Raw genomic sequence first — 25539 nt, forward strand, 5'->3', positions numbered from 1 at the left:
GGCCCTAAAACCGGTTCAATTGCAATTGGTTGCATGACTGATCGGCCGAAAGTTTGTTTTGCGCACCACAACCGGGGCGTGCCCTTTCGACAGCTCGTAGGCGAACGCCCCTCGCTCTCCGCCCCCGGTTGGATCAGGGCAAGGATTCGGGCTTTTTCGTGATACATGCAAGGGGCAGGGCGATAATTCGCCCGAGCCGCGATCATGTTTGGCAACAGCCGTTAATGGTTGGCCGCGAGGCGGTGGAGCCCGATCACGAAAAGCAGGCCCTGCCCCTTAGGCTGAAGCCGCATTTCCGGGCTGTCGCGGTCGAGGATCAGCGTGTCGAGCGATCCGAGGCTCGGCGCATCGTCCGTGAAGAGCATGGCGCCGGCGCCGAGGGCAAGAATGAGCGTGGTGTCGGCGCGCGGCGCGATCCGAATCTCGGCGGTGAAAGACCGGCGCTCGACCTCATGGACCATGCGGCCACGGCGCGTCATGATGTTGAGATCGGTGATTGGACCGCCGATCAGCGCCGCGCCGGTGGGTATGTCGCCCGGAAAGGCGAGCGGCGCCGAAGCCGAGGTCAGCCGCACCGGAGGCCGGCCGGCAATGTCGAGGATGATCCCCTCACCTTCCAGTACCGATAATGTCCGGTCTATGCCTGCGAAGCTTGAGAACGGCCCGCTGGTCTCGACGCGGGCCATGGAGATGCGCCAGTCGAAATCGTCGAGCCCGGCGCCGTCGGGCGAAACGGCGATTTCGGTGGTCGTGCCGCCGCCATTCTTCCACGGCATTACGCGGTAATCGGCGGCACGAAGGATGAGCATTCGGCTCAGCCCAGGATGCCCGGCAGGTTGAGCTGGTGCTCCTTGGCGCACTGGATGGCGATGTCGTAGCCGGCATCGGCATGGCGCATGACGCCGGTCGCCGGGTCGTTCCACAGCACGCGCTCCAGGCGCTTTGCCGCCTCGGGCGTGCCGTCGGCAACGATCACCATGCCGGCATGCTGCGAGAAGCCCATGCCGACGCCGCCGCCATGGTGCAGCGACACCCAGGTGGCGCCGGACGCGGTGTTGAGGAGCGCGTTGAGCAGCGGCCAGTCGGAAATGGCGTCGGAGCCGTCCTTCATCGCTTCGGTCTCGCGGTTCGGCGAGGCGACAGAGCCGGAATCGAGATGGTCGCGGCCGATGACGACCGGCGCCTTGAGCTCGCCCTTGGCGACCATCTCGTTGAAGGCGAGACCGAGCCGGTGGCGGTCGCCGAGGCCAACCCAGCAGATGCGCGCCGGCAGGCCCTGGAAGGAGATGCGCTTGCGCGCCATGTCGAGCCAATTGTGCAGATGGGTGTTGCCTGGGGTGAGCTCGCGCACCTTGGCGTCGGTCTTGTAGATATCTTCCGGATCGCCCGAGAGCGCGGCCCAGCGGAACGGACCGATACCACGGCAAAACAGCGGCCGGATATAGGCCGGCACGAAGCCCGGGAAGGCGAAGGCGTTCTCGAAACCCTCGTCCTTGGCGACCTGGCGGATGTTGTTGCCGTAGTCGAGCGTCGGCACGCCGGCGTTCCAGAACGCCACCATCGCCTCGACATGCTCGCGCATCGAGGCCCGGGCGGCCTTTTCGACGGCCTTCGGATCCGAGATGCGCTTCTCGCGCCACTCGGCCGTCGTCCAGCCCTTGGGCAGATAGCCGTTGATCGGGTCGTGCGCCGAAGTCTGGTCGGTGAGGATGTCGGGGCGGATGCCGCGCCTGAACATCTCCGGCACGATCTCGGCGGCGTTGCCGAGCAGTCCGACCGACTTTGCTTCGCCGGCCATGGTCCAGCGATTAATCATCTCCATGGCTTCGTCGAGCGTCTCGGCCTTCTCGTCGAGATAGCGGGTGCGCAGGCGAAAATCGATCGAGTCCGGATTGCACTCGATGGCAAGGCAGGAAGCGCCGGCCATGACGGCTGCCAAGGGCTGGGCGCCACCCATGCCGCCGAGGCCGCCGGTCAGGATCCACTTGCCCTTGAGGTCGCCGTTATAGTGCTGGCGGCCGGCCTCGACGAAGGTCTCGTAGGTGCCCTGCACGATGCCCTGTGTGCCGATATAGATCCAGGAGCCGGCCGTCATCTGGCCGTACATCATCAGGCCCTTCCTATCGAGCTCGTTGAACTTCTCCCAGGTTGCCCAATGCGGTACGATGTTGGAGTTGGCGATGAGCACGCGCGGGGCGTTGGAATGTGTCTTGAAGACGCCGACCGGCTTGCCGGACTGGACGAGCAGCGTCTCGTCCTCGCCCAGCGTCTTCAGCGAAGCGACGATGCGGTCGAAATCGTTCCAGGTGCGCGCCGCCCTGCCGATGCCGCCATAGACGACGAGCTCGTTCGGGTTCTCGGCGACCTCCGGGTCGAGATTGTTCATCAGCATGCGCAGCGGCGCTTCCGTCGTCCAGTAACGGGCGTTGAGCTTGTCGCCGCGCGGGGCGCGCACTTCACGTATGTTGTGACGAGGATCGGTCATCATTGTCCCTTTCAGGCAAGGCGGGCGGCGCGGGTCAGCGCCCGGCCCAGTCAATGGCGGTTTCGAGGATTGTTTTCAGCGTGGCGCGGATCGGCGCGGCATAGGTGGCATCGTAAGGCACCGGCCAATTTTCCGGCGAGCCCTTCCCTGCCGGCTCGCGCATGTAGCCGCGGTTGGAAAGCTCCATCTGGAGAGCGTGGACGCCGTTTTGAGGCTGGCCGAAGCTTCTGGTGATCCAGCCGCCCTTGAAGCGGCCATTGACCACCCAGGTCTCGCCGGTCGCGGCGAGGATGGCGGCCACTTTTTCCTGCAGCACGGGATCGGTGCTCTTGCCGTCATTGGTGCCAAGGTTGAAGACCGGCAGCGTGCCTTCGAACAGGCGCGGCAGCACCGAACGGATCGAATGGCAGTCGTAGAGCACGATTTTGTCGTGCATGCCGCGCAGCCGGTCGATCTCGGCCTGCAGGGCGGCGTGGTAGGGAACGAAATAGGTCTCGCGGCGCTGGTCGATCTCAGCCGGCGTCGGCTCCTCGCCCATGCGGTAGAGCGGGTCGCCGTCAAAGGTGTCCGTCGGGCAAAGGGTTGTCGTCGCCTGGCCGGGATAAAGCGAAACGCCCGATGGATCGCGATTGACGTCGATAACGGTGCGCGAGATGGCGGTGTGGACGACCGTGGCGCCGAGGTCGGCGGCGAAATCATAGAGCTTGTAGATCCACCAGTCGCAGTCGCGCCGGCCGAGCCAAGGCGAAACGAGGCGCGAGTCGAGGCCGGCAAGGTCGATGCCGGTGTGCGGGATCGAGACCAGCAGCGGTGCGGTGCCCTGGGTGACGGTGAGCCAGCTTGGCGAGGCCATCATGCCGCTCCCGCGATCGACGGCAGCTTCACGGCACCCGCCGCCTTCACCGCGGCGCCGCTGCGGACCATGGCGATCGCCTTTTCCATGTCGGGGTGGAAATGGCGGTCATTGTCGAGATGCGGGACTTCGGCTCGCACCAGCTTGCGCACCGCCTCCAGCGCTTCGCTGGACGCAAGCGGCGCGTGAAAATCGCAGCCTTGCGCGGCGGCCAGCAATTCGATGCCGATGACAGCGGTCGCATTCTCGATCATGCCGAGCAGCCGGCGCGCGCCGTGCGCCGCCATCGAGACATGATCTTCCTGGTTGGCCGAGGTCGGAATGGAATCGACGCTCGCCGGATAGGCCTTCTGCTTGTTTTCCGAAACAAGCGCCGCCGCCGTCACCTGCGGGATCATGAAACCGGAGTTCAGACCCGGCTTCGGCGTCAGGAAGGCCGGCATGCCGGACAATGCCGGATCGACCAGCATGGCGATGCGGCGTTCCGACAGCGAGCCGATCTCGCAGACGGCAAGCGCGATCATGTCGGCCGCGAAGGCCACCGGCTCGGCGTGGAAATTGCCGCCCGAAAGCGCGGTGTCGTCCTCGGCGAAGATCAGCGGGTTGTCGGTGACGCCATTGGCTTCCGTCTGAAGCGTGTCCGCCGCCTTGCGCAGCACGTCGAGCGCGGCGCCCATCACCTGCGGCTGGCAGCGCAGGCAATACGGGTCCTGCACGCGCTCGTCGCCGACGCGGTGCGATTCGCGAATGGCGCTGCCGGCCATGAGATTTCGCAGGGCATCAGCCGTCTCGATCTGGCCGCGATGCTTTCTCAAAAGATGGATGCGTGGGTCGAAGGGTGCGTCGGAGCCCTTGGCTGCGTCGGTCGACAGCGCGCCGGCGACCAGCGCCGACTGGTAGAGAATCTCGGCCTCGAACAGGCCGGCCAGCGCGAAGGCGGTCGAGAACTGCGTGCCGTTGAGCAGCGCCAGGCCCTCCTTGGCGCCGAGCGTTACCGGCTCCAGCCCATGCGAGACGAAGGCGACCTTGGCCGGGAACCGGCCATGCGGGGTAAAGCATTCGCCGACGCCGATCATCACGGCGGTCATATGCGAAAGCGGCGCGAGGTCGCCGGAAGCGCCGACCGAACCTTGCGCCGGCACTACCGGAATGACGTCGTTGGCGAGCATTGCTTCCAGAAATTCGATGGTCTGGGACCGCACGCCGGATGCGCCCTGGGCCAGGCTGGCGAGCTTCAGTGCCATCATCAGCCGCACCACGGCGACGGGCATCGGCTCGCCGACGCCGGCGGCATGCGACAGTACGATGTTGCGCTGGAGGGTTTCGAGATCATCAGCCGGGATGCGGACGCTGGCCAATTTGCCGAAGCCGGTGTTGATGCCATAGACCGGCTCGCCCTTGGCGAGGATGCGGGCGACCGCCTCGGCGCTGGCCTTGATCTTCGGCCGGCAGGCATCGTCGAGCTTCGGCACGGCGCCGCGATAGATGGCGCGCCAGTCGGCAAGCGTGACGTTGCCGGGCGTCAGGGTAAGTTCCGTCATTGTCCTCTCCAGATACGGGCATGGAGCGGGTTGAAGCCCATGCGGTAGACGAGTTCGGCCGGGCGCTCGATGTCCCAGATGGCGAGGTCGGCCGATTTGCCGGCTTCCAACGTGCCGGTCTGGCCCAACAGGCCAAGGGCGCGCGCAGCCTCGCGGGTGACGCCAGCCAGGCATTCGTCGACAGTCATGCCGAACAGCGTCGCGGCCATGTTCATGGTGAGCAGCAGCGAGGTGAGCGGTGAGGTGCCGGGATTGGAGTCGGTGGCGACAGCCATCTTCACGCCGTGGCGGCGAAAGAGATCGACCGGCGGCTTCTTCGTCTCGCGGATGAAGTAGTAGGCGCCGGGCAGGATGGTCGCCACGGTGCCGGCCTTGGCCATCGCTTCGGCGCCGGCTTCGTCCGTATATTCAAGATGGTCGGCAGAAAGCGCGCCATAGCGGGCGGCAAGTGCCGCGCCATGCAGGTTGGAAAGCTGGTCGGCGTGGAGTTTTACGGGTAGGCCGAGCGCCTTCGCCTTGTCGAACACGCGCGCCATTTGCTCCGCCGAGAAGGCGATGCCCTCGCAAAAGCCGTCGACCGCGTCGGCGAGTTTTTCAGCGGCAACCTCGGGGAGGATCGTGCCGGCGACGAGATCAATGAAGGCGTCCTTGTCGCCCTTGGCTTCCGGCGGCAGCGCGTGCGCGGCAAGACATGTCGTGCGGACCGTGACGGGGCGCTCATTGGCCAGATGTCGGGCGGCGCGCAACGACTTTTTCTCATTCTCGGCATCGAGGCCGTAGCCGGACTTGACCTCGACGGCGGTGACGCCTTCGGCGATCAGCGCATCGAGCCGCGGCAGCGTCTGGGCAACAAGCTCGTCTTCGCTCGCGGCGCGCAGCGACTTGACCGAGGAGACGATGCCACCGCCGGCGCGCGCCACTTCTTCATAGGTGGCGCCGGCCAGACGCATCTCGAATTCGTTGGCGCGGTTGCCGGCATAGACAAGATGGGTATGGCAGTCGATCAGGCCGGGCGTGATCCAGCGTCCAGAGCAATCGACGGTCTCGGCGCCCTGCCCGACCGAAGCCGGCATGTCGGCCTCGGGACCGGCATAAAGAATAAGCCTGTCGCGCACGGCGATCGCGCCTTTTTCGACGATACCGAGACCGGCCGCACCCTCGGCCATGGTCGCCAGGCGCGCATTGCGCCAGATCCGATGACCGCTCTCCTTATTCGCTCCACCCATCATCTTTTCCGTTTGCTTGGATGGCGATTATGTATATACATATTGGGACGCGACGCAAGTGATAATGTCGCATGGGCATTCAGATTCGGAGATGGACGTGACGGCGATCTTTGCGGAACAGGCGCTTCTGCCCGAGGGCTGGCAAAGGAATGTCAGGCTCGTGTTCGAGAACGGCCGCATCTCGAAGGTCGAGACCGGCGCTGCCGCTCGGGCCGGCGACGAACGGCACGCCATCGTCCTGCCGGGCATGCCCAATTTGCACAGCCACGCCTTCCAGCGCGGCATGGCCGGTTTGGCCGAATTGCGCGGCCCCTCGGCCGACAGTTTTTGGAGCTGGCGCGAGGTGATGTACCGCTTCGCGCTGTCGATGACGCCGGACCAGGTCGAAGCGGTAGCGTCCCAGCTCTATGTCGAAATGCTGGAGGCCGGCTTTTCGCGTGTCGGCGAGTTCCACTATCTCCACCATGATCGCGACGGACAGCCTTACGCCAATATCGCTGAAATGGCAGAGCGGATCGCGGCTGCCGCCGCAGGCACCGGCATTGGCCTGACACTGCTGCCGGTCTTCTATGCCCGTTCTGCCTTCGGGGGCGCTGCTCCCAACGAAGGCCAGCGGCGATTCATCAATGATGTCGATCGCTTCGGACGTCTGCTTGAGAAAAGCCGCGAGGGCGTTCGTTCGCTGGAGCAGGCCGTCCTCGGCGTTGCGCCGCACAGCCTGCGCGCCGCAACACCGGACGAGCTCAATGCGGTCGCCGCGATGGCGCCGGACGGACCGATTCATATCCATGTCGCCGAACAGGTGAAGGAAGTCGAGGACTGCGTCGCATGGTCGGGCAAGCGCCCGGTCGAATTTCTGCTCGCCAACGCCAAGGTGGACAATCGCTGGTGCCTGATCCACGCCACGCATATGACCGACGCGGAAACAGCCGCGATGGCGAAGAGCGGCGCGATTGCCGGGCTCTGTCCGATCACCGAAGCCAATCTCGGCGACGGCACTTTCGCGGCCCCATTCTTCGCCGAGCATGGCGGGCGCTTCGGCATCGGTTCCGATTCCAATGTGCTGATCGGCCTGCCGGACGAGCTGAGGCAGCTCGAATATTCGCAGCGCCTCGCCCACCGCGCCCGCAATGTGCTGGCCCGCGCCGGCGGCTCGACGGGGCGCGCGCTGTTCGACGCCTCGCTCGACGGGGGCAGCCGGGCGCTCGGCGCCGGCCAGTCGCGGATTGCCGCCGGCGGCCCTGCCGATTTGGTCTCGCTCGACGCCGGTCATCCCTCGCTTGCCGGCAAGGCGGGCGACGCGATCCTCGACGCCTGGATCTTTGCCAATGGCACCAAGGTCGATTGCCTCTGGGTACATGGCAAGAAGCAGGTCAGCGGCGGCAGGCATGCGAAGCGCGAGGCGGTCGCCAAGCGGTTCCGCGAAGTCATGACAGCATTGTCGCAGGGCTGAACAGGAACTTCCGATGAGCCTGAGCGAGACAGATGACATCGAAGGCGGCGAGATCCTCTCGCTGCATCAACGCATTCTGTCGGACATCCGCGAGAAGATCCTGTCGGGCGCCTGGGCGCCGGGCCATCGCATCCCCTTCGAGCACGAGTTGACGGCTCACTATAATTGCTCGCGCATGACGGTGAACAAGGCGCTGTCGCAGCTCGCCAAAGCCGGATTGATCGAGCGCCGCCGCCGTTCAGGCAGTTTCGTGCGCCAGCCGCAGTCGCAGGCGGCGGTGCTGGAGCTGCACGACATCAGGATCGAGGTCGAGGCGCTCGGCCTGCCCTATCGCTATGAGCGGCTCGAGCGCCTGAAACGGCGCAGCAGTGCCGAGGATCGCGCGCGGCTCGGGCTTTCCCAATCAGGTCCGGTGCTCGCGCTGGAGGGCATGCATTTTGCCGGCGAACGGCCATTCGCCCTTGAGCAGCGGCTGATCAATCTTTCAGCCGTGGCCGAGGCTGCCGAGGAGGAATTTCTCCAGATCGCGCCGGGGCCCTGGCTGATCGGCCGCGTGCCATGGAGCGAGGCCGAGCACCGCATCCGCGCCATGGCCGCCGACGAGACGATCGCCGATGCGCTCGACATCGACGCGAGCGCGCCCTGCCTGGTGGTCGAACGCCGCACCTGGAGCGCCGAACACTCGGTGACCCATGTACGGTTCATCTACCCGGCGGAGAGCCACACGCTGGTGGCGCGGTTTACGCCTTCGCAGGGGTGACTCCCCTCACCCAGCCCCCGCTTCGCTCGGCTGACCTCTCCCCAAGGGGAGAGGAACGGTCAGCGCCGGCGCAAATCTCTTCTCCCCACCGGGGACAAGGTGGCCGCGAAGCGGCCGGATGAAGGGGGAGTGCCGCCTCAGATCGCCGCAGTCACAATGATCTCGACCAGATATTCCGGAGCGGCGAGCTTGGCTTCGCCGGTGGCGCGCGCCGGGGTGTGGCCCTGCGGCACCCACTTGTCCCATTCCGAATTCATCTCGGCGAAGGTGCCCATGTCAGCCAGCCAGATGATCGCCTGGACGATCTTGGTCTTGTCGGTGCCGGCCTTGGCCAGCAATTCGTCGATGGTCTTGAGGATATCGCGGGTCTGCGAAGCGACGTTGCCGCCGGGCTCGCCGACCTGGCCGGCCAGATAGACGGTGTTGCCGTGGATGACGATCTGGCTCATGCGCGGGCCGACATCGATGCGACGAATGCTCATTGGAGGTTCCTTCATTGTGGGAGTCGCTGCTCTTTAGAGTCCGGGTCGACTTGGGGCAAGGCCGGCAGGCGCGAAACCAATTGAGCCAAATGTCTGGTCTATGCCCATCCGCCTACACGCCGAGTTGACCGGCGCGACACAATTCCGCCTGATCGCCATGTTGACTAATGTAATAACATCACATATCGACGACAAACTCGATTTCGCGGACCGACTGTCTGATGACCAATGCCTGCCTGACCTTCCGCGACCTGACGCTGGGCTACGGCAGCCATCCGGCGATCCATCATCTCAACGGCATCGTCCGCAAAGGCTCGCTGACCGCCGTGGTCGGCGCCAACGGCTCGGGCAAGTCGACGCTGATGAAGGGCATCGTCGGCGTTTTGAAGCCGATGGAAGGCGCGGTGGTCCGCATGCCGGGCGTCCGCACCGCCTATCTACCACAGCAGTCGGAGCTCGACCGCTCCTTTCCGGCGCGGGTGGTCGATCTGGTCTCGCTCGGCCTGTGGCCAAAGCGTGGCATGCTCGGGCGCTACACCAAAGAGGACCGAGAATCCGTCAGCAAGGCGCTGATGGCGGTCGGGCTCGGCGGCTTCGAGAAGCGGCCGATCGACACGCTGTCCGGCGGACAGCTGCAGCGCACGCTGTTTGCCCGCGTGCTTCTGCAGGACGCCGACCTCATCCTGCTCGACGAGCCGTTCAATGCGGTCGACTCCAAGACGGTGGGCGATCTCATCCAGTTGATAAAGCGCTGGCATGGCGAGGAGCGCACGATCATGGTCGTGATTCACGACCTCGACCTGGTGCGGCAGAATTTCCCGGAAACGCTGCTGCTTGCCCGCCAGCCCGTCGCCTGGGGCGACACCAAGGAAACGCTGCGGCCGGAAAATCTGCTCAAGGCAAGGCGCTTCCACGAGGCGTGGGAAGAAAATGCGCCGTGGTGCGAGCCGGACGATAACGACCATGGCCATGATCACGCGCACCCCGATCACGCGCATGATCACCATCATGACCATCAGCATGGCTCCGGACCGAGGGCGGCGTGATGGATCTCTACGGCCTGTTCATCGCGCCCTTTGCCGATTTCGCCTTCATGCAACGGGCGCTGTTCGGCTCGCTGATGCTGTCGCTCGGCGCCTGCCCGGTCGGCGTCTTCCTGATGCTCAGGCGCATGAGCCTGTCCGGCGACGCGATGGCACATGCCATCCTGCCGGGCGCCGCCGCCGGCTTCCTGCTCTATGGGCTCGAAATCCTGCCGATGACCGTCGGCGGGCTGATCGCCGGCATCATCGTTGCTCTCGGCGCTGGCGCCGTCTCTCGCTTCACCATCCAGCGCGAGGACGCCTCGATGGCGGCCTTCTATCTCATCTCGCTTGCCGTCGGCGTGCTGATGGTGTCGATCCGCGGCTCCAGCGTCGATCTCATGCATGTGCTGTTCGGCACGGTGCTGGCGCTAAACAATGATGCGCTTATCCTGATCGGCGGCATCGTGGCGGTGACGCTCGCCTGTCTCGCCATCTTCTGGCGCGCGCTTGTCGCCGAGTGCCTCGACCCGCTGTTTCTGCGCTCGGTGAGCCGCATGGGCAGCCCGGTGCATTTCATCTTCTTAGGCCTTGTCGTGCTCAACCTGGTCGGCGGTTTCCAGGCGCTGGGCACGCTGCTCTCGGTCGGGCTGATGATGCTGCCTGCCGCCGCCGCCCGCTTCTGGACAGTGCGCGTCGAACCGATGTGCGTGCTCGCCGTGCTGATCGGCTTTGCCTCCTGCATTGCCGGGCTGCTTCTGTCCTACCACGCCTCGCTGCCCTCCGGCCCGGCGATCATCCTTTCGGCCGGTGTCGTCTATTTCTGCTCGATCCTGTTCGGCACGCGCGGCGTGCTGCGCGCACGCATCGTTCATCACCGCCACCGCACCGCCTGATCCCAATTCCCAAAGCAAGGAGACCTACCTGATGCTGAAATCCTTCCGTGCCGCGCTGGCGTTGAGCGTTATAACATTAAGCACTTTGGCAACCTCTTCCGCTTTCGCGGCGCCGTTGAAAGTAGTGGCGAGCTTCACCGTCATTGCCGACTTCGCGAAAAATGTCGGCGGCGACCGGGTCAACATCACCACCATCGTCGGGCCGGACGGCGACGCGCATGTCTATGAACCGAGCCCGGCGGACGCAGTGGCGATGGCCAAAGCCGACGTCGTGCTGGTCAACGGCCTGCATTTCGAGGGTTTCCTCCAGCGCCTGGTCGATGCCAGCGCCACAAAGGCCGCGATCGTGACGCTGACCAAGGGCGTGACGCCGATCGACTTCAAGCCGGAATTCGCCGATGCGGATGCCGCCGAAGGCGCAGGCACCGGCGGCGGCAAGACCGTCACCGATCCGCACGCCTTCCAGTCGATCGCCAACGCCAAAATCTATGTGAAGAACATCGCCGACGCGTTCTGCGCCGCCGACAGCGAAGGCTGCGACAGCTACAAGGCCAATGCCGCCGCCTACACCATCAAGCTCGATGCGCTGGAGGGCGAAGTCAAAGCGGCGATCCAGTCAATCCCCGAAGCCAAGCGCGTCGTCATTACCTCGCATGACGCCTTCGGCTATTTCGAGCACGAATACGGCCTGACCTTCCTGGCGCCGCAGGGCATCTCGACCGATTCCGAACCGTCGGCCGCCGATGTCGCCAAGCTGGTTAGCCAAGTCAAGCAGGACAAGGCGGCGGCGATTTTCTTGGAAAACATCACCAATCCGCGGCTGATCGAGCAGATCGCCGGCGAGACCGGCATCAAGGTCGGCGGCACGCTCTATTCGGACGCGCTGTCTCAGCCCGATGGCCCCGCCTCGACCTATATCGACATGATGCACAACAATATCACGCAGATCAAAGGCGCGATCCTCGGAAGCTGAGCGACGCGGCATCCAACCGGGCCGACACCGGCCCGGTTGGATTTTTCGATCGGTCGTCGCTATTTGGCAGAGAATTCTTTCAATGCGGATTGCCGCCTCTCTCCCGGAGTGGCAAGACAGCCGCCAGAGAGTTCGCGAGGACCACATCATGGAATACCGCCAGATCAGCGACGACTATTCGGTCTCCGGCCAGATCCAGCCTGAGGATATCGCCGCCATCAAGGACGCCGGCTTCAAAAGCGTGATCTGCAACCGGCCGGACGACGAACAGCCCGGCCAGCCTTCGGCCGGGAGCGTTCAGGCCGCGGCCGAGGCGGCCGGCCTCGGCTTCCGCTACATTCCGGTCATCAGCGGCCAGATCACGCTGAACAATGTCGAGGAACAGGCCGCCGCGCTGGATGAACTCGAAGGGCCGGTGTTTGCCTACTGCCGCTCAGGCGCGCGTTGCACCAACCTTTATGGGCTGATCCAGCAGCAGCGAGGGTGACGGATTAGTTATGCCGTGCGGACCCCCTCCGGCCTGCCGACCAGAGGGGGGTGCTGTCCCTCCAACATAGCCGGCGAGGTCCGCTGAGCTAAATCGGCAGCGCCGCGGTTTCCTTCAACGTCTCCAGCACGATCGCTGTCTTCACATGCTGCACGGATTCATGCGGCAGGAGCACGCCGTTGACGAACTCGGACAGTGACTTGAGGTCGGGCGTCACCACCTTCAGGATATAGTCCATCTCGCCGGTCAACGCGTGCGCCTCCTGCACCTCGGGCAGGCGGGCCACCAGCTCGCCGAAGCGGCGGGCATTGTCGCGGTTGTGGGTGGCTAAAGTCACCGAGATGACGTTGACCAGCGAAAAGCCAAGACGATCGCGGTCGAGCACAGCGCGGTAGCCTTGGATGTAGCCATCATCCTCCAACCGCTGGCGGCGGCGCGAGCATTGCGAGGGCGAAAGGTTCACACGCTCGGAAAGATCGTTGTTGGTGAAGCGCGCATCCTCCTGCAGAAGCGCCATTATCTTGCGGTCAAAGTGATCGAGACGCGTATCATTCACAAAAAGCCCTCCGTTCATGCACAATTTGCGCACATGATGAGCATTTCAAGTGGTTGAATGCAAGCACCGTGCGGCAGCTCCGCGCTATCATGGTGAAAGATGGCCAAGCTTGGCCGCACAGCTTTCGGAGGACTGCCATGGGCCCCTTCCCGCACGACGCCCCGCCTGCCAGGATCAGCAAGCAAAACCCCGCCGGCACCGACGGCTTCGAATTCGTCGAGTTCGCGCATTCAGAGCCGGCAAAACTCGCCGAGCTCTTTGCCCGCATGGGCTATGTCGCGGTGGCCAAGCATCGCAGCAAGGACATCACCGTCTGGCGCCAGGGCGACATCAACTATGTCGTCAATGCCGAGCCCGGCTCGCATGCGATGAAGTTCGTGGAGAAGCACGGCCCCTGCGCCGCCTCGATGGCGTGGCGCGTGGTCGATGCCAAACATGCCTTCGATCATGCCGTCTCAAAGGGTGCCACGCCCTATGAGGGCACCGACAAAGCGCTCGACGTGCCGGCCATCGTCGGCATCGGCGGCTCGGTGCTTTATTTCATCGAAGCCTATGGCGAGAAAGGCTCGGCCTATGACGCCGAGTTCGAATGGCTGGGCGAGCGCGACCCCAAGCCCGAAGGCGTCGGCTTCTATTATCTCGACCACCTCACCCACAATGTCTATCGCGGCAACATGGACAAGTGGTGGGATTTCTATCGCGACCTCTTCGGTTTCAAGCAGATCCATTTCTTCGACATCGACGGCAAGATCACCGGCCTTGTCAGCCGGGCGATCACCTCCCCCTGCGGCAAGATCCGCATTCCGCTGAACGAGTCCAAGGACGAGACCAGCCAGATCGCCGAATACCTCAAGAAGTATAATGGCGAGGGCATCCAGCATATCGCGGTCGGCACCGACGCCATCTACGAGGCGACCGACAAGCTCGCTGCCAACGGGCTAAAATTCATGCCCGGCCCGCCCGACACCTATTACGAGATGTCGCATGAGCGCGTGCACGGCCATGACGAGCCTATCGAGCGCATGAAGAAGCACGGCATCCTGATCGACGGCGAAGGGGTGGTCGATGGCGGCATGACGAAGATCCTGCTGCAGATATTCTCCAAGACTGTGATCGGGCCGATCTTCTTCGAGTTCATCCAGCGCAAGGGCGACGAGGGCTTTGGCGAGGGCAATTTCCGGGCGCTGTTCGAATCGATCGAGCAGGATCAGATCAAGCGCGGCGTCATCAAGCTGGACGGCAAGGCGGCGTAAGCCGGTTGCGGCTTTGACCTCTTATGACCTAAATTCTGGTGATAGGAGGTCGATATGAATATACCGATAGCCAAAGCGAAGGCCCAGCTCTCTGAGTTGGTGAAGCGTGCCCAGGCAGGTGAAGAGATCAACCTGACCCGGCAGGGGGAGATTGTGGCAACCTTAAGCGCCCCTGCTCGGCCCGGCGGAAGCAAAGGCCTTTTGGGGCCTTGAAAGGCCAAATTTGCGTATCGGACGATTTTGATGAACTCGGTCCCGAACGGGACGAGTAGATTAAATGAGCCGTAAATATCTGGTCGATACCTTATTTTACTCTGGGTACTCAACGCGGACTCACGACTTTCTGGCCACCATCGCGACATCTTTCTTGCGGGCGCGGATGTGGTCGTCAGCGCAATCTCGCTAGCAGAGATCGCCATCAAGAAGTCGCTCGGCAAAGTCACGCTCATAGGCAATATCGTCGAAATCTTGCGGTCGAACGGTATTCCGATCCTCGGCGTCAATGAATTGCACGCCGCGAGGCTTGAGCATCTGCCGCTTCATCATCGTGATCCATTCGACCGTCTGCTCATCGCGCAGGCTCAAATTGGAGGTCTGACGATGGTCACTGCGGATCGGCACTTCGCAGCCTACGACGTTTCGTTGGTCTAAGCATCCAGTGCAGCCCGACCTCAGCCTTCCTCGGCTTAGCTTAATATCGTAGTCGAGCGGGAATCGTCCTTGGGGCGCCATGACCAAAGCAAGTAGCGCCGCACCATCTGGCGTCGATGCTGGGCGAGCTACTTTTGGAGGCCGGCGGCTTTGCGCAGGATATCGTTGATCCGGCTCTGCCAGCCGGGCCCGCCGGCGCGGAAGCGGGCAATCACGTCGCTATCGAGGCGCAGCGTCACCTGCTTCTTCGGGTTGTCGAGTGCCGGCCGACCGCGTGAGCGGCGAATGCTTTCGGCAAAATCGGGGAAGACCTCGGTGAAGGGACGAGCGTTTCGAAAATCTTCCTCGGTCCACTCGGGATTGTCGGAAACGGCATCCCAATCTTCCTTCGTGAAGCCCTTGCCTGGCTGGAATTCCTTGTCTGGTTTCGTGATGCTCAGCTTAGACTTCGCCATCGAACAATCTCCTTTCCGCCTGGTTGGCCGGCCGCATCGAAATTATCGAAATGCCCTCAGAGCCAAGCCGGGCAAAGATCACCGCTACGACTCCGCCAACAAGCCGACCGATCGCCATGAAGCGCCCGGCCTTGGCCCTCCGGGATTGTCGACGCGAGAAAGAAGCCGTCATCCAGAGCGGCAAAATCCAGCCCGTGCTTCTCGATATTGGCCAGCCGCTTCGGCTCATCCCAAATGATCTTCACAATTTATGTACCTACAATAATTAAGTCAATAATTTTGTAACTACAATTTTCAGGTCGTCTCGTTCACAACCCCAGTTGCTCGACTTCATTCTTCCTGAGCTTCAGGTCGTAGTCGAGCAGGAACTCATCCAGTTGCGGCGGCGGAACGGAAGTGCCGGAAAGCATGGCGTGCACCTGGCCACGATGATGGATGTCGTGCAGGAAGAGATGGGCGAGGATATCGCCGATGCGCTCGGGGATCATGCCGTCCTCGCGCCTGTCGGTGATGACACGGCGGTCGAGATCGGCTTCGGACAAGTAATCGCAGAAGGCAATCAGCCGGCGGTCGAAATCGGCTTGTGCCTCCGCCAAGGTCGCCGCATCGTCGAACGGCACGTAGTCGTCGTAGGCTGCGGCACCACGGCCTCCATCCGTCAGGAAGTCGAGATAGAGAAGGTCGACCGCGAGGATGTGGTTGAGAGTCTCCCTGATCGAGGGAAAGAAACTTGTGCGTTCGGCCGCGAACTCGCCGGGCTGAAGCGCAAGCACCGCGCGGTAGAGCCGGTCATTCGACCAGAGGTTGTTGCGGGCCATGCGGCGCAGGTGATCGAGCAGGGTCACCGTTCGGGTTCTCCCTCACCTCTCGTATTTCTCGACCTTCTGCTCGATGGCGCCGAAGATCGAGTGGCCGGTTCTGTCCTTCATCTCGATGCGCACCGTGTCGCCGAAACGCAGGAAGGGAGTCTTCGGCTCTCCTGACTCGATGGTCTCGATCATGCGCAACTCGGCGATGCAGGAATAGCCGGCGCCGCCGGCCGAGACGGGCTTGCCCGGCCCGCCATCGAGCTTGTTGGAGACCGTGCCCGAGCCGATGATGGTGCCTGCGGCGAGCGGTCGGGTTTTAGTGGCATGCGCGATCAGGGCGGGAAAATCGAAGGTCATGTCGACGCCGGCATTGGCGCGGCCAAACGGCTTGCCGTTGACGTCGACCAACAGCGCGAGACTGACCTTGCCGCCGTCCCAGGCATCGCCCAGTTCATCCGTCGTGACCGCGACCGGCGAGAAAGCGGAAGACGGCTTCGATTGGAAGAAACCGAAACCTTTTGCCAGTTCCGGCCCGGTGACGGCGCGCAGCGTGACGTCGTTGACCAGCATAATTAGGCGGATTGCCTCCTTCGCTTCTTCCAGGCTGGCGCCCATCGGCACATCGTCGACGATGACCGCGACCTCCGCCTCCAGGTCGATGCCGAAGGCCTCGTCGGCCATCCGGATCGGATCGCGTGGGGCAACAAAGGAATCGGAACCGCCCTGGTAGATCAGCGGGTCGGTCCAGAAGCTCGCCGGCATCTCGGCGCCGCGCGCTTTGCGCACCAGCTCGACATGGTTCACATAGGCCGAGCCGTCCGCCCATTGATAGGCGCGCGGCAGCGGCGAATGCGCGTCATGCTCATGAAAGCGCGCCGAAGGCACCGCGTTGGCCTCCAGCGATTCCGCCATGGCCGCCAGATGCGGCGCGATGCGCCGCCAGTCGTCCAGCGCGGCCTGCAGCGTCGGCACCAGGAAGGAGGCATCCGTGAACCGCGTCAGATCGCGCGAGACCACGACCAGCTTCCCGTCGCGCGTCCCGTTCTTCAGTGTGGCAAGCTTCATGCGGTTTCCTCTCCTGACGCGGCGTGTTCGCCGCTTAGCGGTACAACAAGGCCGTCGCGGGCAATCGTCAAGTCGCCGGCCCAAGTTTTCCTGACGGCGTCGATCCAGTCGGCTTCGCCGATCGCCGGGTCGTCGGCTGGAATGAGATGGTTGAGCACAAGCCGCTTCACCCCGGCATCGCTAGCGATGCGGCCTGCTTCCCCGGCCAGGCTGTGGCTGGCGAAGAGATGCTCGCGCAGCCGCGCGCCGTTGCCGGTCCGGGCGACCAGCCTTTCCACGCCGGCCTCCAGCATGGCTTCATGGACGAGGATGTTGGCGCCGCGCGCAAACTCGGCCAGTGGCGGAAAAAAGGCGGTATCGGCGGAGAACACCACGCTCCTGTCGCCATGCTCGAAACGCAGCGCAAAACAGTCGGTGACCGGCGGATGATCGACACGCAATGCCGTTACCGTCAGGCCCCGCTCGTCCAGAACAGACCCCTCGCCGAACTCCTCGACCGTGATCAGGTCGCGGATGTCCGGCCTGCCTTCGTCGACGATGCGGATCTCGATGTCGAATCCATCGCCTGGCAGAAGCGTTGCCAGTAATGGCTGGTGCCAGGTGGGCCGAAAATGGTCACCGGCGTCGCCAGCCCCGCCGTCCAGGCGGTGTGGGTAAGCGGCCCGAGTTCCAGAACGTGGTCCGAATGAAGGTGCGTGATGAAGATCAGGTCGAGCGCCTTCAGGCTTATGCCGGCATCGACCAGGCCGCGCGTGACGCCAAGCCCGCAATCGACAACAATGGTTCGTCCACCGAGTTCCAGCAGGGAGGAGGTCGGCCAGGGACCGCCCGGCCGCAACGCCGGGCCGCCCTTGGAGCCCAGAAGTACCAGCCGGTCATTCATCGGGCGTGCCTCAAGACCAATCGCCTTCCGGGGTGCCGTTGAAGCGCTTCTTCAGGTCTGCCCAGCAGTCGATATAGTTCTCCTGCAAGGTGCCGGTCTCGGCGGCGTAGCGCGTCAGCATCTGCGGAAAGCGCGTCTCGAACATGAAGGCCATGGTGTTGTCGAGCTTGACCGGCTTCAGGTCGGCGCGCGTCGCCTTCTCGAAGCCGGACGCGTCCGGCCCATGCGCCAGCATCTGATTGTGCAGGCTGATGCCGCCAGGAACAAAACCCTCTTCTTTGGCGTCGTACTGGCCGTGGATCAGGCCCATGAACTCACTCATGATATTGCGGTGGTACCAGGGCGGCCGAAAGGTGTTTTCCGCCACCAGCCAGCGCGGCGGGAAGATGACGAAATCGACATTGGCCGTGCCCTCCTCGCCGCTCGGCGCCGTCAGCACGGTAAAGATCGACGGGTCCGGGTGGTCGAACAGGATGGCGCCGACCGGGGAAAACGTCGCCAGATCATATTTGTAGGGCGCGTAGTTGCCATGCCAGGCGACGACGTCGAGCGGTGAATGGCCGAGTTCGGTGACATGGAAGGTGCCGCACCATTTGACGATCAGCCGGCAGGGCGTCTCCTTCTCCTCGAACCAGGCGCAGGGCGTCTTGAAGTCGCGTGGATTGGCCAGGCAATTGGCGCCGATCGGGCCGCGGTCGGGCATGGTGAACTTGGCGCCATAGTTCTCGCAGACATAGCCGCGCGCCTCCTTGTCGGCGAGCTCGACCTTGAAGACGAGACCGCGCGGCAGCACCGCGATCTCGCCGGGCCGAAGCTCGATCACCCCCATCTCGGTGACGAAGCGCAGCGCGCCGAGCTGCGGCACAACCAGCAATTCGCCGTCGGCGTTGAAGAAATGGTCATCCACCATCGAGCGATTGGCGACATAGACATGCGCGGCCATGCCGGATTGGCCGACCGCGTCGCCGGCCGTGGTGAAGGTACGCATGCCGGAGATGAAGTCGGTCGGCTCTGTCGGCATCGGCGTCGGGTTCCAGCGGTATTGGCCGAGCGCCAGCTCGTGGTCGCCGATATTGGGGCCTGTCTTCCACAAAGGGTAGCTGGCGCCCTTGAAGCGGCCGGTGTGCTTTACGCTCGGGCGGATGCGGTAGAGCCAGGAGCGCTCGTTGGTGCCGCGCGGCGCGGTGAAGGGCGAGCCAGACAGCTGCTCGGCGTAAAGCCCGTAGGCGGGCCGCTGCGGCGAGTTGCGGCCCTGCGGCAGCGATCCGGGCAGCGTCTCGGTCTCGAAGTCATTGCCGAAGCCCGGCATGTAGGAAAAGCCCATCCGATCCTCCCTGATCCCGGCTTACAAGCGTCCCAAGACGCGGCCTGCCGGCGATGTTGACCAAACTGGTTTCATTTGTAACCATCGAAAATGTAACTATCAACGGCCGCGATGCGGCCCGGGAGCGCTTCATGGAACCGGATATCCTTGAGCTGGAAAGCTTCCTGCCCTACCGGCTCTATCGGCTTGCCGACACCGTCAGTCGCGAGTTCTCGCGCATCTACAAGGAGCGCCACGGCCTGACGCGGCCGGAATGGCGCACGCTTTCCGGGCTGGGTGAACGCGGAACGATGACGGCGACGGAACTCGGCGAGCAATCGGCCATGCACAAGACGAAGGTGTCGCGGGCGGTGGCGGAGTTGGAACGGCGGCGTTGGCTGACGCGCACGCCGGATGAGAGCGATCGGCGTGTCGAGCATCTGGCGCTGACCAGGGCGGGGCTCGCCGCCTATCGCGAGATGGTGCCGCTGGCGAAGGCGTTTGAGAGGGAGTTGCTGGGGAAGCTGAGTGTGGAGGAGCGGGCGGCGATCGTCAGGGGGGTGGCGGCGCTGGAGGGGGCGTTATCCGCAACGTAGCGATCCTTCACACCCCCCTCTGTCCCGCCGACATTCTAATCAGCTACCAATCCATCACCACCTTGCCCGAGCTGCCGCTGCGCATCGCGTCGAATCCGACCTGGAAATTGTCGATCCCGATCCGATGCGTGATCAGCCCGGAAACATCCAGTGGCCCCTGCACCAAAGCGATCATCTTGTACCAGGTCTCGAACATCTCGCGGCCGTAGATGCCCTTCAGATGCAGCATCTTGAAGATGACCTTGTTCCAGTCGATCTCGAAGCCGGTGGGCGCGATGCCGAGGATGGCGATCTTGCCGCCATTGTTCATGGTGTCGATCATGTCGCGGAAGGCGGGGGCGGCGCCCGACATCTCCAACCCGACATCGAAACCTTCGGTCATGCCGATCGACGGCATGACGTCGCGCAGCTTTTCCTTCGAGGCGTCGACGACATGCTGGACGCCGAGTTTTCGCGCCAGATCCAACCGCACCGGGTTGATATCGGTGATGACGACCTTTCGCGCGCCGACGCATTGCGCCACGAGCGCGCCCATGATGCCGATCGGGCCGGCGCCGGTGACCAGCACGTCCTCGCCGACGAGATCAAAGGACAAGGCCGTGTGCACGGCATTGCCGAGTGGATCGAAGATCGCCGCGATCTCGTCCGGCACGTCATCGGGGATCGGCACGACATTGTGCTGCGGGATGGCCACATACTCGCCGAAGGCGCCGGGGCGGTTAACGCCGACGCCGAGCGTATTACGGCAGAGATGCCCCCTGCCCGCGCGGCAGTTGCGGCAATGGCCGCAGACGATATGGCCTTCGCCCGAGACGCGCTGGCCGACCTTGTATTCGGTGACCGCGGCGCCGTAGTCGGCGACGGTGCCGACGAATTCGTGGCCCGTCACCATCGGCACCGGCACGGTCTTCTGCGCCCACTGATCCCAATTGTAGATATGGACGTCGGTGCCGCAGATCGCGGTCTTCTTGACCTTGATCAGCACATCGTTGGGGCCGATCTCCGGCACCGGCACCTCTTCCATCCAGATGCCCGGCTCGGCCTTGGCTTTCACCAGCGCCTTCATCATGTTCGACATCAGACGCTCCTCAAAAGTCTTACCTGTCTTGATGGGATCGGTTTCATCAGTGCGCCGCCTCCAGAATGTTCTTCAGCCGGAGCAAGTCTCGATCGGTCGAACGCCGAACGGCCAGGGCGATAAACGGTGCCACGAGACGGGAAAAGCCTGTCGGGGTGCCGCGGTTCCGGAGCGCCATATGGGTAGCGCCTTCTTGGGTATCGCGCCATGCATAAGTCGTTTCCATGGGAAACGGTCCTTCGGCGGTTCGCATCACCAGCCGCTCGCCCTGCACGAGATCGACAATTTCGTAGGTGTAAACAAGCCGCCGTCCGAGGAACTGCGCTACGAATGCAATTCTCGATCCTACCTGGGCCGGTCGGGGCGTCTTCCATTCGACCGATTTGATATTGACGTACCAGCGGGGCACGTTGTCCGGATCGGCGGAAAAGGCGGCGACGACGGCGCGTGGCCTGGCGATCTCGATCCTGCTCGTGACATCGATCGTCATGGCCGACTTCTGTTTTCCACGGCGTGGGTCAAGCGATTACACCCAGTTCTTTTCCCACGTCGCCGAACGCTTCGACCGCCCTGTCGATATCGGGGCTGGAATGGGCGGCAGACATCTGCGTGCGGATCCGGGCCCGGCCCTTCGGCACCACCGGAAAGGAGAAGCCGATGACATAAATGCCGCGCTTCAGCATGCGCGCGGCCATCTCCTGCGCCAGCGCCGCGTCGCCCAGCATCACCGGGATGATCGGATGATCGGCGCCAGCCAGCGTGAAGCCGAGCTTGCCCATCTTGGAGCGGAACCGGTCCGCATTGGCATATAGGCGCTGGCGCAGCGCGTCGCCATGACGGATCAGGTCGAATACCTTGATCGAGGCGCCGGCGATCGCCGGCATCAGAGTGTTGGAGAAGAGATAGGGCCGCGAGCGCTGGCGCAGCCAGTCAACCACCTGGCTTTTGCCCGACGTATAGCCGCCCGAGGCACCGCCCAGCGCCTTGCCAAGCGTGCCGGTGATGATGTCAACCCTGCCCTCGACGCCGCAATGCTCGGCCGAGCCGCGGCCGTTCTTGCCGACGAAGCCGACCGCATGGCTGTCGTCGACCATGACCATGGCATCGTATTTCTCGGCGAGATCGCAGACGCCCTTGAGATTGGCGATGATGCCGTCCATCGAGAACACGCCGTCGGTGGCAATCAGCCGGAAGCGGCAGTCCTTCGCCTCCTTCAGACGGGCTTCGAGATCGGCCATGTCGTTGTTGACGTAGCGGAAGCGCTTGGCCTTGGAAAGCCTAACACCGTCGATGATCGAGGCGTGGTTGAGCGCATCGGAGATGATGGCGTCCTGCTCGCCGAGCAGCGTTTCGAACAGGCCGCCATTGGCGTCGAAGCATGAAGAATAGAGGATAGTGTCCTCCATGCCGAGGAAGGAGGAGATCGTCGCCTCGAGTTCCTTATGCTCCTCCTGCGTGCCGCAAATGAAGCGCACCGAGGCCATGCCGTAGCCGTAGCGGTCGAGCGCGTGCTTTGCCGCGTCGCGCAGATCCGGGCTGTCGGCGAGACCGAGATAGTTGTTGGCGCAAAAATTCAGCACCCTCTCGCCGCCGACCTCGATCTCGGCGGACTGCATGGAGGAAATGACCCGCTCGGACTTGTAGAGCCCGGCCGATTTCAGGCCCTGGAGCTCGCTGTCGATGTGGGAAAGGAATGCTTTGCTCATGGTCCGGCCCTGTTCGGTTCGAGGCCGGACTGTCGCGCCATGGCTGCAAAAAATCCATCGCAAAAGCGACCGCTTCGGTGGCGTCGCGAAAGCTCGATCGCAATCCTTTGCGATGGTGCGACGGCAATGCGGTCAAAAATGGGGTGTGCGGGAAAGGACGTGATAACCATCTTGCGAGCTTTGCCGCGTTGCCGCGATCGCCCTTGCCGGCCTGTTAACCCTTTCAACGTAATCGTTTTCCCGTCACGAAATCCCTGGCAGGATCCGTCGACCGGAGGGTCAGTAAGTTATGTCGCAGCAGCCCGTGCAGAGCGTTTCGCGCAAGCTGATCCTGCTCATCAAGACCGGCTACTGGCTGGCGCTGACGATCATTGCCGCCATGGTGATCGCCTCCTTCATCCTTCTGCAGCAGTTGATGGCGCAGCAACAGCACAATGACGCGCTGCTCGACATCGTCCAGACGCAGAAGGCGCTGTCGCAGCGCATCGTCTTCCTGGCCAGCGCCACGGGTGCTGCCGCGCGCGACAAGCAGCCGGCGCTGGTCACTGCGCTCAAGCAGGCGACGGGCGAGTTCGAGACCAATTACGACCGGTTGCTCAAGAAGACCGGCGCCGATCCGCTCTCGCCGGCGCGCAACGACCCGAAGTCGATCGAATATGTGCTGTTCAGCAAGCCTTTTCACCTCGACTACTTCTCGGTCGGCCTCGTCGCCAATGGCGACAGGCTGGTCTCGTCTTTTGCGTCGCAGCTCGGCATGCAAAGCGACGGCTATAAGGGCGGCGGCGACCGCGTCGGCCTCGACGCTTCCGTCGCCAACGCCACCATGTCCGGCTATGCCGCTCTCGGCCAGCGCATCAGCGCCTTCGCCGATGAAAAATCCAGCAACATCCTCGACTTGCACCGCAAGCTGTTTTTTGCCACGCTCAGCGTCATCGTGCTGGTGGCGCTGTTCATCTTCCGGCCGATGTCCAACGCTATCCTGCGCAAGACGCGCGAGCTGGTCGACGCGCGCAACTCGATGGCTTTCATCGCGGTGCATGACGGCCTGACGGGGCTGCACAACCGCACCTTCCTCACCGACCATTTCGACACGCTGATCAAGGGAGCGCACCGCCGCCGCGAGCGCCTGGCGGTGATCCAGCTCGATCTCGACCGCTTCAAGCAGATCAACGATACGCTTGGCCATGCCGCCGGCGACTATGTGCTGGTGGTGACCGCCCAGCGCATGCGCGATTCCTGCCGGGCCTCGGATCTCTGCGCGCGGCTCGGCGGCGACGAGTTCGTCATGATCCTCAATGGCGCCGGCACGACCGAGGACATCCATGCGCTCGCCAAGCGCATCCTCGACGAGATCAACGAGCCGATCACCTTCCAGGGCACGACCATCATGCCCGGCGCCAGCGCCGGCATCGCGGTCTATCCGGTCGACGCCGACAATGCGCAGGACCTGCTCGTCCATGCCGACCTGGCGCTCTATTCGGCCAAGAAGCTCGGTGGCGGCAATTTCTCCTTCTTCTCCGAGGAACTGCGGCGCGAGCTCGACTATCGCAAGCAGCTCGAACAGGACATCCGCACGGCGATCGCCGATCGGAGCTTCGAGGTCTATTTCCAGCCGCAAGTGTCGCTGACCAGCGGCAAGATCAGCGGCATCGAGGCGCTGGTGCGCTGGAAGCACGCGACACGCGGCATGATCTCGCCCGGCGAGTTCATTCCCGTCGCCGAGAAATGCGGCTTCATGCCGGATATCGGCCGCATCGTCATCGGCAAGGCGATCAACGAGGCCGCCGAATGGGACCGCGCCGGCATCGATTTCGGACGCATCGCCGTCAACGTCTCGGGCACGGAGCTGCGCGAGCCCGATTTCGACAGCTTCCTGTTCGGCACGCTGGAGCGCGCCGGACTGCCGCCGCAGAAGCTTGCCCTGGAGATCGTCGAATCCGTCATCCTCGACGACGAGAAGACCGGGATCGCCGCGAAGCTCCGCCATATCCGCGCCGCGGGCGTGCATCTCGAACTCGACGATTTCGGCACCGGCTATGCCTCGCTCAGCCACGTCAACCCGAACGAGATCGACCGGCTGAAGATCGACCGCCGCTTCGTCCAGAACATCAACGAGAATGGCGACAACAGCAAGATCGTGCGCGCCATCACCGAGCTTGCCCGCGGGCTCGGCATCTCGATCGTCGCCGAGGGCGCCGAAACCGAGGCCGAGCTCGACTCGCTGATGGCGATCGGCTGCGACCAGGTGCAGGGCTATTCCATCGCCTTCCCGATGCCGCAGGACAGGGCACGCGAATGGCTGACGGCACGCAGCCCGAAGAAGGCGAAGCTGAAGGTGCTGCAGGGCAACTTGGCTTGAGATGCGCCGATATTCAGGTGAGGCCGGCCTGCAATGGCGAACAGGCTGATCCTGCTCATGCATGACGAGATGTTCCAGGACGCCTTCGACGGCAAGGCGAAACTGTCGGCGTTGATCGCGGCGCTCAGGCTGCGCCATTACGCCTTCGGCGCAATCCCCGGTTACGACTGAGGCGGCTCAGCGTTCCGCCTAAGTGCCGCAAGCACCTCGGCGAATTCGGCCAGCCTGTCGTGGGGAATGCCGGCCCGCAGCCGCTTGTCGAAGGCGATGGCCGCGAGGCGCAATTTCTCGAACAGCGCTTCGCCGGCCTCGGTCAGCGCCACCTGATGGACCCTGCGGTTTTCCGGATCGCGGCGGCGCGTCAGCAAGCCTTGCGCTTCCATGGCGTTGAGGTGATGGGTGAGCGTCGCGCCCTGGATGCCGATCATGCCGGCAAGCTCGCGCTGGTTCGCGAGTTCCTTCGACTTGACTGACAGCAAGGTCAGCCAGACCGGCAGCGTGCCGCCGGCCTCGGCCATGGCGGCATCGAAAGCCTGCGCCACCACTTTCGAGGTGCGGGCGAGATTCATGCCGACGGGCGGGCGATCAAACGGTGTCATGACCTGACAGTAGAGCAAAGCGATTGGAACATGAAACTTGGCTTCATG

Annotated in this window: 27 protein-coding genes and 2 pseudogenes; 12 read left to right on the plus strand and 17 right to left on the minus strand. The window is 63.6% G+C overall.

What is annotated here, in order from left to right; genetic code table 11:
* Nucleotides 1–221: 221 nt before the first annotated feature.
* The 5 genes from LB528_RS05670 to hutI are packed head-to-tail and all read right to left on the minus strand — an operon-like array spanning nt 222 to nt 6105.
* Entirely contained in the window at nt 222–809 is a 588-nt protein-coding gene (locus tag LB528_RS05670; protein ID WP_224714131.1) for a HutD family protein, read from the minus strand.
* 5 nt (nt 810–814) lie between these two features.
* Nucleotides 815–2488, minus strand: coding sequence for a urocanate hydratase (hutU, locus tag LB528_RS05675; RefSeq protein ID WP_224714132.1), 1674 nt, complete (start codon nt 2486–2488; stop codon nt 815–817).
* 31 nt (nt 2489–2519) lie between these two features.
* Nucleotides 2520–3341, minus strand: coding sequence for an N-formylglutamate deformylase (gene hutG / locus LB528_RS05680; RefSeq protein WP_224714133.1), 822 nt, complete (start codon nt 3339–3341; stop codon nt 2520–2522).
* On the minus strand, nt 3338–4879 hold the full coding sequence (hutH, locus tag LB528_RS05685) for a histidine ammonia-lyase (RefSeq protein ID WP_224714134.1): 1542 nt from the start codon (nt 4877–4879) through the stop codon (nt 3338–3340). The genes hutG and hutH overlap by 4 nt, the downstream gene beginning before the upstream one ends.
* On the minus strand, nt 4876–6105 hold the full coding sequence (gene hutI, locus LB528_RS05690; protein ID WP_224518508.1) for an imidazolonepropionase: 1230 nt from the start codon (nt 6103–6105) through the stop codon (nt 4876–4878). Before hutI ends, hutH begins: the two co-directional genes overlap by 4 nt.
* Nucleotides 6106–6202: 97 nt before the next feature.
* On the opposite strand from hutI, the gene LB528_RS05695 reads away from it, so the two are divergent.
* Together LB528_RS05695 and hutC are read left to right on the plus strand one after the other, a co-directional pair.
* A complete protein-coding gene (locus tag LB528_RS05695; RefSeq protein ID WP_224714135.1) occupies nt 6203–7558 on the plus strand; it encodes a formimidoylglutamate deiminase in 1356 nt (451 codons plus the stop codon).
* A gap of 13 nt (nt 7559–7571) precedes the next feature.
* On the plus strand, nt 7572–8318 hold the full coding sequence (gene hutC, locus LB528_RS05700) for a histidine utilization repressor (RefSeq protein WP_224714136.1): 747 nt from the start codon (nt 7572–7574) through the stop codon (nt 8316–8318).
* Between the two features lie 137 nt (nt 8319–8455).
* On the opposite strand, the gene LB528_RS05705 is transcribed toward hutC, so the two are convergent.
* Nucleotides 8456–8800 carry a RidA family protein gene (locus LB528_RS05705; protein ID WP_140697768.1) on the minus strand — a complete coding sequence of 115 codons (345 nt, stop codon included), beginning with the start codon at nt 8798–8800 and terminating at the stop codon, nt 8456–8458.
* A gap of 221 nt (nt 8801–9021) precedes the next feature.
* Between LB528_RS05705 and aztA the strand changes: the two genes are divergently transcribed.
* The 4 genes from aztA to LB528_RS05725 all read left to right on the plus strand — a co-directional run bounded on the left by aztA (nt 9022) and on the right by LB528_RS05725 (nt 12178).
* A complete protein-coding gene (gene aztA / locus LB528_RS05710) occupies nt 9022–9846 on the plus strand; it encodes a zinc ABC transporter ATP-binding protein AztA (protein ID WP_224518505.1) in 825 nt (274 codons plus the stop codon).
* Nucleotides 9846–10718, plus strand: a complete 873-nt coding sequence (aztB, locus tag LB528_RS05715; protein ID WP_224714280.1) for a zinc ABC transporter permease AztB — start codon at nt 9846–9848, stop codon at nt 10716–10718. The genes aztA and aztB overlap by 1 nt, the downstream gene beginning before the upstream one ends.
* Nucleotides 10719–10749: 31 nt before the next feature.
* Nucleotides 10750–11691: a zinc ABC transporter substrate-binding protein AztC gene (aztC, locus tag LB528_RS05720; protein WP_224714137.1), complete on the plus strand. Its 942-nt coding sequence runs from the start codon at nt 10750–10752 to the stop codon at nt 11689–11691.
* Nucleotides 11692–11839: 148 nt separating this feature from the next.
* Entirely contained in the window at nt 11840–12178 is a 339-nt protein-coding gene (locus tag LB528_RS05725) for a TIGR01244 family sulfur transferase (RefSeq protein WP_224518503.1), read from the plus strand.
* A gap of 88 nt (nt 12179–12266) precedes the next feature.
* On the opposite strand, the gene LB528_RS05730 is transcribed toward LB528_RS05725, so the two are convergent.
* Nucleotides 12267–12734, minus strand: a complete 468-nt coding sequence (locus tag LB528_RS05730) for an Lrp/AsnC family transcriptional regulator (protein WP_224714138.1) — start codon at nt 12732–12734, stop codon at nt 12267–12269.
* Nucleotides 12735–12871: 137 nt separating this feature from the next.
* Here LB528_RS05730 and hppD point away from each other — a divergent pair, with 137 nt between their 5' ends.
* The 3 genes from hppD to LB528_RS05745 all read left to right on the plus strand — a co-directional run bounded on the left by hppD (nt 12872) and on the right by LB528_RS05745 (nt 14638).
* A complete protein-coding gene (hppD, locus tag LB528_RS05735) occupies nt 12872–13987 on the plus strand; it encodes a 4-hydroxyphenylpyruvate dioxygenase (protein WP_224714139.1) in 1116 nt (371 codons plus the stop codon).
* A 54-nt stretch (nt 13988–14041) separates the two neighbouring features.
* Nucleotides 14042–14200 (plus strand): type II toxin-antitoxin system Phd/YefM family antitoxin, encoded by a 159-nt coding sequence (locus LB528_RS05740; protein WP_224714140.1) that lies wholly within the window; start codon nt 14042–14044, stop codon nt 14198–14200.
* A gap of 147 nt (nt 14201–14347) precedes the next feature.
* Nucleotides 14348–14638, plus strand: a complete 291-nt coding sequence (locus LB528_RS05745) for a type II toxin-antitoxin system VapC family toxin (RefSeq protein ID WP_318012278.1) — start codon at nt 14348–14350, stop codon at nt 14636–14638.
* A gap of 128 nt (nt 14639–14766) precedes the next feature.
* Here LB528_RS05745 and LB528_RS05750 read toward each other — a convergent pair whose 3' ends face one another.
* The 6 genes and pseudogenes from LB528_RS05750 to hmgA all read right to left on the minus strand — a co-directional run bounded on the left by LB528_RS05750 (nt 14767) and on the right by hmgA (nt 19174).
* Nucleotides 14767–15093 carry a BrnA antitoxin family protein gene (locus LB528_RS05750; RefSeq protein ID WP_224518500.1) on the minus strand — a complete coding sequence of 109 codons (327 nt, stop codon included), beginning with the start codon at nt 15091–15093 and terminating at the stop codon, nt 14767–14769.
* Nucleotides 15080–15338 (minus strand): annotated as a pseudogene (locus LB528_RS05755) (BrnT family toxin). Before LB528_RS05755 ends, LB528_RS05750 begins: the two are co-directional and overlap by 14 nt.
* 63 nt (nt 15339–15401) lie before the next feature.
* A complete protein-coding gene (locus LB528_RS05760) occupies nt 15402–15938 on the minus strand; it encodes a DinB family protein (RefSeq protein WP_224714141.1) in 537 nt (178 codons plus the stop codon).
* 15 nt (nt 15939–15953) lie between these two features.
* Nucleotides 15954–16967 carry a fumarylacetoacetate hydrolase family protein gene (locus LB528_RS05765; RefSeq protein ID WP_224518498.1) on the minus strand — a complete coding sequence of 338 codons (1014 nt, stop codon included), beginning with the start codon at nt 16965–16967 and terminating at the stop codon, nt 15954–15956.
* A pseudogene (locus tag LB528_RS05770) lies at nt 16964–17850 on the minus strand (MBL fold metallo-hydrolase). Before LB528_RS05770 ends, LB528_RS05765 begins: the two are co-directional and overlap by 4 nt.
* Before the next feature lie 10 nt (nt 17851–17860).
* Nucleotides 17861–19174: a homogentisate 1,2-dioxygenase gene (gene hmgA / locus LB528_RS05775; RefSeq protein ID WP_224518496.1), complete on the minus strand. Its 1314-nt coding sequence runs from the start codon at nt 19172–19174 to the stop codon at nt 17861–17863.
* A 131-nt stretch (nt 19175–19305) separates the two neighbouring features.
* On the opposite strand from hmgA, the gene LB528_RS05780 reads away from it, so the two are divergent.
* A complete protein-coding gene (locus LB528_RS05780; RefSeq protein ID WP_224714142.1) occupies nt 19306–19749 on the plus strand; it encodes a MarR family winged helix-turn-helix transcriptional regulator in 444 nt (147 codons plus the stop codon).
* A 43-nt stretch (nt 19750–19792) separates the two neighbouring features.
* Here the strand turns inward: LB528_RS05780 and tdh are convergent, their stop codons facing one another.
* The 3 genes from tdh to LB528_RS05795 are packed head-to-tail and all read right to left on the minus strand — an operon-like array spanning nt 19793 to nt 22533.
* Nucleotides 19793–20827, minus strand: a complete 1035-nt coding sequence (tdh, locus tag LB528_RS05785) for an L-threonine 3-dehydrogenase (protein ID WP_224516572.1) — start codon at nt 20825–20827, stop codon at nt 19793–19795.
* A 46-nt stretch (nt 20828–20873) separates the two neighbouring features.
* On the minus strand, nt 20874–21317 hold the full coding sequence (locus LB528_RS05790; RefSeq protein ID WP_224714143.1) for an SRPBCC family protein: 444 nt from the start codon (nt 21315–21317) through the stop codon (nt 20874–20876).
* A 28-nt stretch (nt 21318–21345) separates the two neighbouring features.
* A complete protein-coding gene (locus tag LB528_RS05795; protein ID WP_224714144.1) occupies nt 21346–22533 on the minus strand; it encodes a glycine C-acetyltransferase in 1188 nt (395 codons plus the stop codon).
* A gap of 289 nt (nt 22534–22822) precedes the next feature.
* Between LB528_RS05795 and LB528_RS05800 the strand changes: the two genes are divergently transcribed.
* Together LB528_RS05800 and LB528_RS05805 are read left to right on the plus strand one after the other, a co-directional pair.
* Nucleotides 22823–24892 carry a putative bifunctional diguanylate cyclase/phosphodiesterase gene (locus LB528_RS05800; protein ID WP_224714145.1) on the plus strand — a complete coding sequence of 690 codons (2070 nt, stop codon included), beginning with the start codon at nt 22823–22825 and terminating at the stop codon, nt 24890–24892.
* Nucleotides 24893–24925: 33 nt separating this feature from the next.
* Complete coding sequence (locus LB528_RS05805) at nt 24926–25063, plus strand: hypothetical protein (protein WP_224714146.1); 138 nt, start codon at nt 24926–24928, stop codon at nt 25061–25063.
* Here LB528_RS05805 and LB528_RS05810 read toward each other — a convergent pair.
* Entirely contained in the window at nt 25054–25491 is a 438-nt protein-coding gene (locus tag LB528_RS05810; protein WP_224714147.1) for a MarR family winged helix-turn-helix transcriptional regulator, read from the minus strand. The genes LB528_RS05805 and LB528_RS05810 overlap by 10 nt on opposite strands.
* Between the last annotated feature and the right edge of the window lie 48 nt (nt 25492–25539).

The organism is Mesorhizobium sp. CA4 (assembly GCF_020165075.1).
GTDB lineage: Bacteria > Pseudomonadota > Alphaproteobacteria > Rhizobiales > Rhizobiaceae > Mesorhizobium.